The sequence below is a fragment of the Azospirillum oryzae genome (assembly GCF_008364795.1).
Taxonomy (GTDB): Bacteria; Pseudomonadota; Alphaproteobacteria; order Azospirillales; family Azospirillaceae; genus Azospirillum; species Azospirillum oryzae.
The window spans coordinates 359,299-372,972 of the sequence record NZ_VTTM01000001.1; the positions used below are offsets into that span (position 1 = coordinate 359,299).

Sequence of the window (13,674 nt, forward strand, 5' to 3'; positions counted from 1 at the left end):
GAGGGTGACGTGGTCGGCCGGCGCGTCACACCGCCTCCATCGCCATCGCACCCCATAGGGTGAGCAGCGCGGATTGCGGCGAGCGGTCGGTGCGGTGGACGGCGAAGCTCCAGCCGGCGGTGCGGGCCAGTGCCGCCAGCCCATCCTGCTGGGCCTTCAGCCGCTCGCGGTAGGCTTCGCGGACGGCCTCCACCCGGGGGACCAGCAGATTCTGTTCACCCTCCATGCCGTGGAAATCGACGCGGCCGTCATAGGGCAGCGTCTCCTCCGCCGGATCGAGGATCTGGACCAGATGACCGCGCAGGCCACGGCCGGTCAGCCCGGCGACGGTGGCGTGGATCTCCGGCAAGGGGGACAGCAGGTCGCCGAACAGAACCGTCTGGGCATGCCGGGGCAGGGGTTCCACCCGCGGCAACGGGTCGGGCGCGACGGCGGCCTGCGGGTCGGTCATCAGCCGGGCGATGCGGTCGATGGCGGTCTTGCCATGGTCGGGGCGCACGCCGCTGTTCAGCAGGGCCACCCGCTCGCCGCCACGGGCCAGCAGGACGGCGGTGGCAAGCGTCAGCAGATCGGCCCGCTCGCGCTTGGTCGGCAGCGCCGAAGCCGAGCGGAAATCCATCGAGGCGGAGCGGTCGCGCCACAGCCAGACACTCTGCGCCGCCTCCCATTCGTTCTCGCGGACATAGACGGGCTGGGTCTTGGCCGACTGGCGCCAGTCGATCATCGACGGCGCATCGCCCGGCTGGTAGCGGCGGAACTGCCAGAAGGTCTCGCCCAGCCCGACGCGGCGGCGGCCGTGGACGCCCTGGGCGACGGTGGCGGCCACCCGCTCCGCCGCGACCAGAAGAGGCGGCAGGGCGGATGCCAACTCCTCCGCGCGATGGCGCGCCAGCAGGGTGTTCGACAGCTGACTCGTTTGCGGGGAGGCTGGGCTTCGCGGCATTGCGGCTCCGCTGCGGGGGGTCACATCAGGGGGGCGCAGAGGCGGTCGATGACGTCGTCGAGCGTCACCCCATCGGCCCGCGCGGCGAAGTTCAGCGCCATGCGGTGCTTCAGGATCGGCTTGGCGAGCGCCACCACGTCGTCCAGCGACGGCGACAGCCGGCCGTCCAGCACCGCGCGGGCGCGGGCGGCCAGCATCAGCGCCTGGCTGGCGCGCGGGCCGGGGCCCCAGGCGACATGCTGGCGCACCTCCATCAGTTCGGAGGTCTCCGGCCGGCCACGGCGGACGAGGTCGAGGATGCCGTCCACCACTCCCTCGCCGACCGGGACGCGGCGGACGAGGCGCTGTGCCGCCTGCAGATCGGCGGCAGACAGCACCGTCACCGCGCGCTCGTCGGTCGATCCGGTGGTGGCGATCATCATCCGCCGCTCGGCCTCACGGTCCGGGTAATCGACGTCGATCTGCATCAGGAAACGGTCGAGCTGGGCTTCCGGCAGCGGATAGGTGCCTTCCTGCTCCAGCGGATTCTGGGTGGCCAGCACGTGGAAGGGCTGGGGCAGCGGATGATATTGGCCGGCGACCGACACCCGGCCTTCCTGCATCGCCTGAAGCAGGGCCGACTGGGTACGCGGGCTGGCGCGGTTGATCTCGTCCGCCATCAGAAGCTGGCTGAACACCGGGCCGGGCAGGAAGCGGAAGGACCGTCGGCCGCTTTCCCCTTCCTCCAGCACTTCGGAGCCCAGGATGTCGGCCGGCATCAGGTCTGGCGTGCACTGGATCCGCTTCTCGGCGAGGCCCAGCACGGTGCCCAGCGTTTCCACCAGCCGCGTCTTGGCAAGGCCGGGCACGCCGATCAGCAGGACATGGCCGCCGGCAAGCAGCGTGACCAGCGTGCGGTCGATCACCTCCTGCTGGCCGAAGATCACGCGGCCGATGCGGTCGCGGACCGAGGCCAGGCGGTCGCCCAGCGCCTCGATCTCCTCCATCAGCCGTTGCGGGTCCTCCGGCACGGGAGGCTGCCCCCTCAGGATGTCCTGTGCGCTCAAGGTCTGCTGCTCCCCGATGATGGGCCGGTCGGTGTCGTCGTCATGGCCACCCTTGGTAAGGATGCCATGACGTGAAACACGGGATCCGCATGGTTGGCCCTGTTCCTGCGCCTTGTCGACACCCATTTTCCGATTCCCGCCGCCGGACATGCAGACCGACGGATGGAGGCGCAAGGACCAACGGGGTGGACCTAACGGTCGAGTGTGGCGAAAATGCGCATGTCCGGGGACAAAACGGCTCCCAACTCCATGAAGGTCGGTAACGCGATGGCGAATGACAAGCGCTCAGATGGGCAAACCGTTTCGGGGACGCCGCCGGAACTGCCGGCCGCGCTGGGTAGGACGCCGACGCTGGAGCAGTACGACATCCGCATTGCGCGCGACGGCACCTGGTTCCACAATGGCGATCCCATTCGCCGTATCGAACTGGCGAAGCTGTTCTCCACCGTCCTGAAGCGCGACGACGACGGCGATTACTGGCTGGTCACGCCGGTCGAACGCGGCAAGATCGTCGTGGAGGACGCTCCCTTCGTCGCGGTGGAGATGACGGTGGCAGGCAGCGGGACCGATCAGGTCCTGTCCTTCCGAACCAACCTGGACCATTGGGTGGAGGCCGGCCCCGAACACCCGATCCGTGTCGCCGTGAACCCTGAAACCGGGGAGCCGGCACCCTACATCGAAATCAGAAGCCGGCTGGAGGCGCTTATCCTGCGGGCCGTGTTCTACGACATGGTGGAGCGCAGCGACACGCGCCGAACCGAAACCGGCGAGTCCGAGGTGGGTCTATGGAGCAACAAGGTCTTCTTCGCGCTGGGCAAGCTGCCTGGCGACTGAGCCTGGAGGAGGTTCGCCGGCGCTTTCCGGCGATGAGCACCGACGCGGCCGTCGAAAACGCCGTTCATTCGAACCGTATGCCGCCCAGGGCGGCGGCCAAGATCAGGGGCGACCACGACCTCAATCCGGAGATGGGGCCGCCATCCACCCTGCGCGAGGCGGCGGTTCTGGTCCCTCTGGTCGACCGGCCGGAGGAACTGACCGTCATCTTCACCCAGCGCACGGCGACGCTGAGCGCCCATGCCGGCCAGATCAGCTTCCCCGGCGGACGGATGGAGCCGGAGGATGCCGGCCCCGAGGACACCGCGCTTCGCGAGACGGCAGAGGAGATCGGGCTGGAGCGCGCCCGGATCGAGATCGTCGGCCGGCTGGACACCTATGTCACGCGCACCGGATTCAGGGTGACGCCGGTGGTGGGCGTGGTGACGCCGCCCTTCATGCTGACGCCCGACCCGACCGAGGTGGCGGAGGTGTTCGAGGTGCCGCTGTCCTTCATCCTCGACCCGTCCAACCCGCAGCGCCACAGCCGCGAATTCCTGGGCAAGCCGCGCTGGTTCTACGCCTTCCCCTATCCGCAGCGCTACATCTGGGGGGCGACCGCCGGCATGCTGGTGAACCTGCGCGACGTGCTGGGCGCCGCCGCGCGCGAAACGGGCGAGGGGGCGGATTGACGACGCCAAATTGACAACGATGGAACGGGAAACAGGAATCGGATAGCGTCGCGCGCCATGACCGTTGCCGCACGCCTGTCGCCCCAACCCTGGATGACCGCCCCCGAAAGCCTCGCGGTGTTCGACGCCCTGGCGTCGGGCGGCGCCGATGCGCGGTTCGTCGGCGGCTGCGTGCGCGACGCGTGGCTCGGCCGGCCGGTGAAGGACATCGACATCGCCACCCACGCTCCGCCGGAACGGGTAATGGAACTGCTGGAAGGCGCCGGGATCCGCGTCATCCCCACCGGCATTGCCCATGGCACCGTCACCGCGCTGTGCGGCGGCAAGCCGTATGAGATCACCACGCTGCGGCGTGATGTGGAGACCTTCGGCCGCCATGCCCGCGTCGAGTTCACCGACGACTGGATCGAGGACGCCGCCCGCCGCGACCTGACCATGAACGCGCTGAGCTGCACGCCCGACGGCTCCATGTTCGACCCGTTCGGCGGTCTGGCCGACCTTGCCGCCGGCCGCGTCCGCTTCGTCGGCGAGGCGCGGCGGCGGATCGAGGAGGACGTGCTGCGCCTGCTGCGCTTCTTCCGCTTCCATGCCCATTACGGCCGTGGCGAGCCCGATGCCGAGGCGATGGCCGCCTGCCGCGAACTGGCGCCGCGCCTGCCGACCCTGTCGGGCGAGCGGGTGCGAGGGGAATTGTTCCGCCTGTTGACCGCCCCCTGCGCCGCGGCGGTCTGGCGGCTGATGATGGGGCAGGGGATCATGGTCCACCTGCTGCCGGAAGCCATGGATACCGACCGGCTGGAGCGGCTGATCGCGGTGGAGCGCGATCTGGTGGTGACGCCCGATCCGACCCGCCGGCTGGCTGCGGTGCTGGACAGCGACCGGCCGGGCGCAGTGCGGGCCGCCGAGGCGCTGCGCCTGTCCAACCACGAGCGCGACCGTCTGCTGGCGATGGTCGAACCGCCGGTCGCACTGGCGCTGGCCCCACTGGTACCCGCTGGCGACCGCAAAGCCCTGCGTCAGGCACTCTACCGCCTTGGCGATGCAGAACTTTTCGGCGACCTGCTGCTGGTCGCCGCGGCCATTCACGATGGTCCGCTGGACCTGACGGCGCTGCGCAGGGCGCTGGCGGTGGCCGACGAGCTGCCAGGCCTGAAGCTCCCCATCGCCGGCCGCGACCTCCTGGAAATCGGTATTCCGCGCGGACCGGCGGTCGGTGGAACCCTGAGGCGGGTGGAAGCGTGGTGGATCGCCGAGGATTTCCGGCCGGACCGCGACGCCTGCCTGGAAATGGCGCGCGGCCTGCTGGACCGGGAGATCGAGGATCAGGCGTCAGGGCGCTCGGCGTAGCGGCGGCAGTGCTCCAGATAGGCCGCCTCGTGGCCGACGATCAGATCGACGATGCTGGACCACAGCCAGGACGGCGCATCCAGGCTCTTGGTGCGGTTGCGCGCCAACTCGTTCCGCCATGATTTGCGCGTCGCCTCGTCCATCTGGCGGGCATGCGCCTTGCCGACCACGGCGGCCAGGAAGAAGGCGGCGCGGGTCGCTTCCTCCCGCGTCAGATGGTCGAAGTCGAGCTTGATGTCCTGCGGCAGCAGTTCACGCAGGAAAACCGCGCGGTCGAGCAGGCGGGCAGGGCGCATGCGATCGCCGAGATAAGGCGAGAGATTCTGCGCCCCCGTCACCACGCGTTCGGCATTGTCGCGCGGCATGCCATTTTTCGTGGCGCGCGGAGCGGCAGCCTGCACCGCCTCCTTGATGTCGATCAGGCTGAGACCGCCCTCGTCGTAATGGCCTTCGCCGACGCCGAGCAGCACCGCGACCCGAAGCCGGCCCAGCGAACTGCAGCCCTTGACCCAATAGGCGGCGTCCAGAAGCTCGATCCGGCCGTCGTCGTCGCGGGAATGCAGGGCAGTCACCAGACGGCGCACCTTATCCTTGGCGAACAGATCCTCCACCGCCGCGCGTTCGTCGTCGGTCAGCGGCCAGAAGCGCTTGCCGAGCGGGATGGTCGGGCGGATGTCCTTGATGCGGTCCTTGGCCAGATGCTTCCAGGTGCGACCGATGGCCTGACGCATGCCCACGCGGACGACCGATGGCTTCTTCCGCAGGGTCTCGCCGCCGAGGTCTCCATCGAGGGTCATCATGTAGCCCTCAATCATCTGCTCCAGCATCAGCGCGGTGGTGACGCCGGGCAGATCCGACCCGCGCGCCGCGGTGGCAAGCGACAGGCCGAGCCGGATCAGGTCGTGGGCGGGATTGCCGACCACCGTCTGGTCGACGTCGCGAATCTGGATATCGATGTTGCCCTTGGCATTGGCGACCGGCCCGAGATTGCCGACGTGACAGTCGCCGCAAATCCAGACCGGCGGCCCGTCCGGCACCTTGCCGCCGGACTGCTCAAGCCATTCGTAGAACTTCACCGTGCTGCCGCGCACATAGGCGTGGGCGGATTCGGCCATCTTGAGGTTGCGACGCTGGGACAGAACCGCCTGACGCTGGTCGGGCAGGGTGGGCTGGTTTTTCGACGACATCATCCATCCGGGTCCGAAGGTGCGACGCCGGAAATGGGTAGCGGAGGTCCGAATTGCCACGCACCAATCAGTCAAGCCATCCGTGCGCTGTCACGGCTGTGTTGAGCCATTTTTTTCAACAAGGAATTTTCTGCGCGAAATTGACAAATTGCCGCTCGTCTCTACTCCCGCAAGAAACTGTCACTGGCTATAACCAATGTGCGGACGCGGTGGCGGGCTGGCCGCCACCGCCGCTCCGCTAGGAGAGAGAGGATGTTAGATTTCCTCAAGTTCCTGATCCTGACTGTTGCAGGTGCTCAAGCTCGTGCTTGAATACCTGAACCGCTGATCGGGCGGGCGTGCTGAGGCTGGTACCCTCAGCGCGCCTTCCCCGAAGATAGTCGGAGTCGGGCCGCCTAACAACTGTGCTCTGGCGTTACGGCGTTAAAGTATTAGTTGGAAATACCGCCGGTGAGGGTGAATGAAAAACACATAAGGAAGGTTATGGAAAATAAATCCGTGACCGGCTGTCCGGACCTTGCGAATTCGAAAGCAAGAACCGGATAGCCGGTACAGGATCGCCTTCGCCACTCTCGGGCCATTCATCGCAAGGGAGAATGGTCGTGAGGCAGCTCGACGGGAAAATTGCAATCGTCACGGGCGCCAGCTCCGGGATCGGGCGCGAGGCGGCGCTGCTGTTCGCCGAACATGGCGCGAAACTCGTGCTTGTCGCCCGGCGGCGTGGCGAACTGGAACGGCTGGCCGACGAGATCCGGGACAATGGCGGCGATGCCGTCGCCGTGGCCGGCAATGTCGCGGACGCAGAAACCGCACACGAAGCCGTGGAGGTCGCAACGCGGCGGTTCGGCGGCCTGGACGTCGCTTTCAACAATGCCGGAACCACCGGCGCGATGGTGCCGGTTCCGGAAATGACGGCGGAGACGTGGAACGAGGTGATCAACACCAACCTGACCAGCGCCTTCCATGCCGCCAAACATCAGATTCCGGCCATGCTCGCCCGTGGCGGCGGATCGCTGATCTTCACTTCCACCTTCGTCGGTCACACCGTCGGCTTTCCCGGCATGGCCGCCTATGCGGCGAGCAAGGCCGGACTGATCGGGCTAACACGGGTGATCGCGGCGGAATATGGGCCGCAGGGCATCCGCGCCAACGCGCTATTGCCGGGCGGGACCGACACGCCGATGGGACGCGCCGTGTCGAGCACTCCCGATGCTCTGGCCTTCGTCCAAGGTCTTCATGCGTTGAAACGGCTCGCCACGCCATGCGAAATCGCGCAGTCCGCGCTTTATTTGGCATCGGACATGTCGAGCTTCACCACGGGAACCGCGCTGCTGGTCGACGGCGGCGTGTCGATCACCCGAACCTGACGGGGCAGGGCCGCCCGCCGATCACCAACGGGCGGCCCACCTGCCCTGCCCTATTCAGCCGCCTGCGGCCGCAGCGGCTGAACCACGTCGCTTTTGAGATTCATCGCCCTGGCAAGCGCGTCGATGCGGCGCTGGACCGCTTCGCCCGACGGGACGCTGCCGTCGTCGGGCAGGGTCAGCACCACCCGGCCGTCGCCCACCTTCAGGCTGGTACGCTCCAGCAGCGCCGTGGCGCCGCCCGACAAGGTGTGGGCGAGGCGGAGCGCCAACCCCAGCACCAGCGCCTTCATGCCCTGCCCTTCGGTCACCAGCGTCCGCACCGGTGCGGTCAGCGGCACGTCGATGGTGCCGGAATAGCGGGCATGGACGGCGAGCGCAAGGAACGCCCGTTCGTCATGGTCCAGCGCCGGAAACGGATAACGCAGCACGCGCAGGAAGGCATGCTCCGCCCGGTAATCGGGATGATCGGCCCAGCCAACGTCGCTCAGCAGGCAGGCGGCATGGCGCAGGCGGATGGCGTTGTCGTCCTCCCCGGCGAACAGCCCGGCGGTCCAGGACATCAGCAGGGCCGGATCGCCCATCCGCACGAAGCGCCGCGCCCAATCGGCGGAGGACGCCATCAGCGGATCCGCGCGCTGTCCCTCCGGCGAGAGCAGCGAATAGAGATGCCCCTCACGCAGGCCATAGGCGGAGAAGACCAGCTTCGACGGCTGGGCGATGCGCAGCAGCCGTTCCAGCACCAGCCCGGCCAAGGGCAGCGTGTCGAGCCGGCGGCGCGACCCCGCCATCTTTTCCAGCGACGAACGGCTCTGCCGGCCGATGAGCCCGGTGAACTCCCGCGCGTCGACGGCGGGGATGGTGTAGTGGTGGATGATGTGCAGTGGGTGGCCGGACTGCTCCATATGCAGCTTGGCGATGGCGCGCCAGCTTCCACCGACCGGGTAGAAGGGCCGCCCCTTCATCGCCGGCAGCCAGGGCAGCGATTCCAGATGCTGGTCGATCAGCTTGACGGGCCCGCCCTTGGTCGAGCCCACCTCCATCATCCGCAGCGGGCCGAGCGGCAGCGTGACCTGTTTGCCGATCACGCCGCGGTCGAGCGTCACCAGTTCCAGGCTGCCGCCGCCCAGATCGCCGACAAGGCCGTCGGCGCCGGGGGTGCCGGACAGCACGCCCATGGCCGACAGCCGCGCCTCTTCCTCGCCGCTGATGACGCGGACGGTCAGGCCCGCCCGGCGGCGGATGGCATCGACGAAGGCGGCACCGTCGCGGGCGTCGCGTACGGCGGCGGTGGCGATCACGTCCAGCCGCCCGACGCGCATGCCCTGGGCCAGCGTGGCGAAACGCTCCAGCGCCACCAGCCCCTGGGCGACGCCATCGGGGTTCAGCACGCCGGACTTCTCGACACCGCGGCCGAGGCCGCACAGCACCTTCTCGTTGAACAGGGCCAGCGGTGACCGGGTCAGCCCGTCATAGACGACCAGACGGATCGAGTTGGAACCGATGTCGATCACGCCGACGCGCTCGCCAGCATTCTCGCCGGCCTGATTGGGGCCGCGATCGGGGGCGGAAGCCATGCCGAATCCGCCGGCGCCCGCCTGCCCGACGTCGCCCGGGATGGCGGACGCGCGTTTGTCCTTGTTCATACTCTCGCTCCCGTCACCCGCCCTCAGGACACCGCGTGCAGCATGAGCCGCGGCGGCGTGCGCTTGCTGCTGAGCGCGCTGCCCCGGCCGGACAGGCTGGGGTTGGTCATGAAGTAATTATGGGCGCTGAACGCGTCCGGGCCAGCCTTGATCCGATGGTACACGCCATCGGGGCCCAGCTTCCAGGTGCTTGCGTCGTCCTTCATGTTCGCGACCATGATCTGGTCGAGCACCTGTTCATGCACCGTCGGGTTTTCGATGGGAACCAGCGTTTCGATCCGGCGATCCAGGTTGCGGGTCATCCAGTCGGCCGAGGAGATGAACACCTTGGCCTGGTTGCTGGGCATGGGATGGCCGTTGCCGAAGCAGATGACGCGGCCATGTTCCAGGAAGCGGCCGACGATGCTGCGCACCCGGATATTCTCCGACAGCCCCTTCACCCCCGGCCGCAGGCAGCAGATGCCGCGGATGATCATGTCGATCTGCACCCCGGCCTGCGACGCCTTGTACAGCTTGTCGATGATGACCGGATCGACCAGCGAATTCAGCTTCACCCAGATCGACGCCGGACGGCCGGCGGCGGCATGGGCGATCTCCGCCTCGATCAGGTCGAACAGGCGCTGGCGCAGCGTGATCGGCGCGATGGCGATCTTCTCCAGCACCTTCGGCGTCGCGTAACCGGTCATGAAGTTGAACATGACGGCGGCATCGTGGCACAGCGCCGGGTCGCAGGTGAAGAAGGACAGGTCGGTGTAGACCTTCGCGGTGATCGGGTGATAGTTGCCGGTGCCGAAATGGACGTAGCTGCGCAACGCCTTCTTCTCGCGCCGCACCACCAGCGACACCTTGGCGTGGGTCTTCAGGTCGACGAAGCCGTAGACCACCTGGGCGCCGGCGCGTTCCAGATCGCGCGCCCAGCGGATGTTGGCCTCCTCGTCGAAGCGGGCCTTCAACTCGACCAGCGCGGTCACCGACTTGCCGGCCTCCGCCGCTTCGATCAGGGCGGCGACGATGGGGCTGTCCTTGCTGGTGCGGTAGAGCGTCTGCTTGATCGCCACCACCTGCGGGTCGCGCGCCGCCTGCCGGATGAACTGCACCACCACGTCGAAGGATTCGTACGGGTGGTGGACGACGATGTCCTTGTGGCGGATCGCCGCGAAGCAGTCGCCGCCGAAATCGCGGATGCGTTCCGGGAACCGGGCGTTGAACGGGCGGAAGACCAGATCCGGCCGCTCGTCGACGATCAGCTGCTTGGTGTCGGTCAGGCCGATCAACCCATCTAGGATGAAGACGTCGTCCGACGCGACGTTCAGCTCATGGCGCAGGAAATCGCGCAGGTCGGCCGCCATGCCGCTGTCGGTGGCGAGCCGGATGACGCTGCCGCGGCGGCGGCGCTTCAACGCGCTTTCGAAGGTGCGGACCAGATCCTCCGCCTCTTCCTCGATTTCGATCTCGCTGTCGCGCAGGACACGGAAGACGCCGTGCGCCTTGACCTGGAACGGAGGGAACAGGCGGTCGATGAACTGCATCACCACCTTTTCCAGCTGGAGGAAGCGGATGTCCGAGCCGGGCAGGCGCAGGAACCGCTCCAACTGCGAGGGCAGCGGCACCAGGGCGTCGATGTGCCGGCCCTTGACCGGGTCATGCAGTTGCAGCGCCAGCGAGAATCCGAGATTGGGCAGGAACGGGAAGGGGTGGGCGGGATCGACGGCGATGGGCGTCAGGATCGGGAAGATGTCGTCCAGGAACTTCGCTTCCAGCCAGTCCAGCTCGCCCTCGCTGAGGTCCTTGGGATCGACCACGGAAATCCCGGCCTCCCGCAGTTCGCCCTTCAGTGTGCGCCACATCGTCTGCTGGCTTTCCATCAACGCTGCGATGCGCTGCTTCACCGCGGCCAGCTGCTGGGCGGGCGTCAGATTCTCCGGGCTCGGCGCCTTCACGCCGGCGGCCACCTGCCCTTTCAGGCCGGCGACGCGGACCATGTAGAATTCGTCGAGGTTGCTGGCAGAGATCGACAGGAAGCGCAACCGCTCCAGAAGCGGGTGATGGGGGTTGGCGGCCTCGTCCAGGACGCGCTGGTTGAAGGCCAGCCACGACAGCTCCCGATTGATGAAGCGTTCCGGAGCGTTTGGCTCGATACCGACCGAATCGAGTTCCTGGAGTTGCGTCACGTCGACCTCTGAAATCTTGAAACCCTGAGCGCCGGCGCCTGCCTTTCAGCGGTGCCGACGACGGTTATATGGTGGGCAGACAGAGTATCCCATATGCGTTACGGTTTCAGGACTCCCATTTGGCTATAGGCTGCGACCTCCCCCTCCCCCTCCCCTGCCGCGACCGATTGCCGCCATGAAGACGCTGTTCCTGCTGCGCCACGCGAAATCCTCCTGGGACGATCCGTCGCTGGGCGACCACGACCGGCCGCTGAACGCCCGCGGCGAGAAGGCGGCCACTCTGGTCGGCGGCCATCTGGCCAGGCATCATGCCCACATCGACCTCGTGCTGTGTTCCACCGCGGTGCGGGCGGTGGAAACGCGCAAGCGCGTGATGGCGGCCATCGGCGCGCCCTTCCCGCCGGTGGAGCATGAGCGGGGACTGTACCTGTGCGGCGCCCACACGCTGCTGGAACGGCTGCGCGATGCGCCGGACTCGGCGACCGGCCTGTTGTTGGTGGCGCACAATCCGGACCTGCACGAGTTGGCCAACGCCCTGACCGGCAGCGGCGACCACGGGCTGCGCCATGCGCTGGCCGACAAGTTTCCGACCGGCGCCTGCGCCGTCCTCGTCTTCGAAACGCTGCATTGGGCCGACCTAGAACTGGGGGCGGGGCGGCTGGCGGATTTTGTGCAGCCGCGTAAACTCTCTTAACCTGCGGCGGCGGTTGGAGTATCCACGGAACCACCTGAGTCATTCCAGGCCGTTCCCGGCCGGATACGGGAGGATGCCGACCCTTGCCACCCGCCATTCCGCCCGTCAGCCCGTCCGCACTCCCCGATGCGCAGACCTCCCCCCCCGCCGCCTTCCGCGAGGTGGAATTGAAGCTCCATGCCGCGTCCGCGGATCTGGCGCGGGTTGCCGCCCTTCCGGCGCTGCAGGCGCTGGCCGATGGTCCGGCCGCGACGCAGCGGCTGCGCACCGCCTATTTCGATACCCCCGACCTGAAGCTGGCCGCGAACGGGGTGGCGTTGCGCGTGCGGCAGGAGGGCGACCGCTTCATCCAGACCCTGAAGACCGTGAACAGCGCCAGCCCCGGCGATTCCGCCGCCGTGGCGGTGCGGCGGGAATGGGAATGGATCGTCGCGGGCGAAGCGGTCGACATCGGCGTGCTGAGCGATCCCGCTGTCGCCGGGCTGGTTCCGGCGGCGGCGCTCGACGCGCTGGATTGCCTGTTCATCACCGATTTCCGCCGCACCACCCTGCTGCTTCGCCCCGATACGCTGACGGCGGTCGAACTGGCTGTGGACGACGGTGCCATCTATGCCGGCGGCAACTCTCTGCCGGTCGGCGAGGTGGAGTTGGAATTGAAGGCCGGCAAGGTCGCCAGCCTGTTCGACCTGGCGCTGACCCTGCAAGCCGCCATCCCCATGCGCATCGGGACCGAAAGCAAGGCGGAGGCCGGGCTGCGGCTGGTCACCGGCAAGGCGCCGGGGCCGGTGGAGGCCGAGCCGCTCGGCCTGTCGCCGCTGACAACGGTGGCGGAGGCCTATCGGCACATCCTGCGGCAGGCGTTGCGCCAGTTCCTCGCCAACGAATCCTGCGCGCTGGCGGGCGGCGATGTGGAAGGGCTGCACCGCATGCGCGTGGCCTTGCGCCGTCTGCGCATCGCACACCGCTTCTTCGCACCGCTGGTCGCCTCGCCCGAGGCCGACCGGCTGGTGGAGGAAAGCCGTGCGCTGGCCAAGCGGCTGGGGCCGGCGCGCGGGTGGGATGTGCTGATGTCCGGCATCATCGACCCGCTTCTCGCCGATCCGAAGGCGGCGCCCGGCATCGACCGCACCGCACTGAGGCGGCTGGCCGCACTCGCCCGGACCTCCGGCGCCGGGCCGGCGCGGGAAGCCGTTGCGGCCATCCTGGCGCCGGGCTGCACGACCATGGTCCTGGCGCTCGCCGCGTGGCTGGAGCATGGCCGCTGGATGTCGGAGGCGGACGGCGACCGCCGGGCCGCGCTGTCGGCTCCGGTCACGACGGTGGCCGGCGGCTGGCTGTCGGCGCGCATGGCGAAGCTCGGCAAGTCGGCGAAGCCGCCGGAGGATGCCAAGGGACGCGACAAGCTGCGCCGCCGGCTGCGGACGCTGCGCTACACCGCCGACTTCTTCCGCGGGCTCTATCCGGAGGCCGCCACTCTGCCTTTCTTCGCTGCGCTGGAGCCCTTGCAGGCGGCGCTGGACGCCGATCAGGACGCCGTCACCGGCGCCCGCATGCTGGGCTCGTTGACCGGGGCGGACCCGAAGACGGTGGGCGCCGTCGCCGCCTGGATCGACCGCCAGTCCGACAAGCGGCGCAAGGCGTTGCCGGATCTGTGGAAGCGCTTCCGCGCGGTGCCGCCCTTCTGGTCATGACCGACCCGCGCCGGGCGCCGGTGGCAATGGCGCGCCCAGCGCATATATCGTCAGCCGGCCGGCCGAAGGGGCACCGCGTT

Annotated in this window: 11 protein-coding genes; 6 read left to right on the plus strand and 5 right to left on the minus strand. The window is 68.2% G+C overall.

From position 1 onward, the window contains the following. Positions 1-25: 25 nt before the first annotated feature. Both FZ938_RS01745 and FZ938_RS01750 read right to left on the minus strand, forming a co-directional pair. Positions 26-943 carry a DUF58 domain-containing protein gene (locus FZ938_RS01745; protein WP_149196983.1) on the minus strand — a complete coding sequence of 306 codons (918 nt, stop codon included), beginning with the start codon at positions 941-943 and terminating at the stop codon, positions 26-28. Positions 944-963: 20 nt separating this feature from the next. Then, positions 964-1,929, minus strand: a complete 966-nt coding sequence (locus FZ938_RS01750) for an AAA family ATPase (RefSeq protein WP_149197646.1) — start codon at positions 1,927-1,929, stop codon at positions 964-966. Positions 1,930-2,256: 327 nt separating this feature from the next. On the opposite strand from FZ938_RS01750, the gene FZ938_RS01755 reads away from it, so the two are divergent. From FZ938_RS01755 to FZ938_RS01765, 3 genes are read left to right on the plus strand one after another with little or no spacing between them, the layout of a single operon-like run. Further along, on the plus strand, positions 2,257-2,823 hold the full coding sequence (locus tag FZ938_RS01755) for a DUF1285 domain-containing protein (protein WP_149197647.1): 567 nt from the start codon (positions 2,257-2,259) through the stop codon (positions 2,821-2,823). Between the two features lie 32 nt (positions 2,824-2,855). Then, entirely contained in the window at positions 2,856-3,494 is a 639-nt protein-coding gene (locus tag FZ938_RS01760; protein WP_149196984.1) for a CoA pyrophosphatase, read from the plus strand. 57 nt (positions 3,495-3,551) lie between these two features. Beyond that, positions 3,552-4,841 carry a CCA tRNA nucleotidyltransferase gene (locus FZ938_RS01765; protein ID WP_149196985.1) on the plus strand — a complete coding sequence of 430 codons (1,290 nt, stop codon included), beginning with the start codon at positions 3,552-3,554 and terminating at the stop codon, positions 4,839-4,841. Here the strand turns inward: FZ938_RS01765 and FZ938_RS01770 are convergent. Next, positions 4,817-6,031 carry a DUF2252 family protein gene (locus FZ938_RS01770; protein WP_149196986.1) on the minus strand — a complete coding sequence of 405 codons (1,215 nt, stop codon included), beginning with the start codon at positions 6,029-6,031 and terminating at the stop codon, positions 4,817-4,819. The two genes, FZ938_RS01765 and FZ938_RS01770, sit on opposite strands and share 25 nt — an antisense overlap. A 599-nt stretch (positions 6,032-6,630) precedes the next feature. On the opposite strand from FZ938_RS01770, the gene FZ938_RS01775 reads away from it, so the two are divergent. Next, the gene (locus tag FZ938_RS01775) at positions 6,631-7,395 is read left to right on the plus strand and encodes an SDR family oxidoreductase (RefSeq protein WP_211101030.1); all 765 of its coding nucleotides are present in this window, start codon (positions 6,631-6,633) and stop codon (positions 7,393-7,395) included. A gap of 50 nt (positions 7,396-7,445) precedes the next feature. On the opposite strand, the gene FZ938_RS01780 is transcribed toward FZ938_RS01775, so the two are convergent. Both FZ938_RS01780 and FZ938_RS01785 read right to left on the minus strand, forming a co-directional pair. Further along, complete coding sequence (locus tag FZ938_RS01780) at positions 7,446-9,038, minus strand: Ppx/GppA family phosphatase (protein ID WP_149196988.1); 1,593 nt, start codon at positions 9,036-9,038, stop codon at positions 7,446-7,448. A gap of 23 nt (positions 9,039-9,061) precedes the next feature. Further along, the gene (locus FZ938_RS01785; protein ID WP_149196989.1) at positions 9,062-11,209 is read right to left on the minus strand and encodes an RNA degradosome polyphosphate kinase; all 2,148 of its coding nucleotides are present in this window, start codon (positions 11,207-11,209) and stop codon (positions 9,062-9,064) included. Positions 11,210-11,384: 175 nt separating this feature from the next. Here FZ938_RS01785 and FZ938_RS01790 point away from each other — a divergent pair, with 175 nt between their 5' ends. Both FZ938_RS01790 and FZ938_RS01795 read left to right on the plus strand, forming a co-directional pair. Continuing rightward, positions 11,385-11,903 (plus strand): SixA phosphatase family protein, encoded by a 519-nt coding sequence (locus FZ938_RS01790; RefSeq protein WP_149196990.1) that lies wholly within the window; start codon positions 11,385-11,387, stop codon positions 11,901-11,903. A gap of 83 nt (positions 11,904-11,986) precedes the next feature. After that, positions 11,987-13,594: a CYTH and CHAD domain-containing protein gene (locus FZ938_RS01795; protein WP_149196991.1), complete on the plus strand. Its 1,608-nt coding sequence runs from the start codon at positions 11,987-11,989 to the stop codon at positions 13,592-13,594. Positions 13,595-13,674 lie beyond the last annotated feature (80 nt).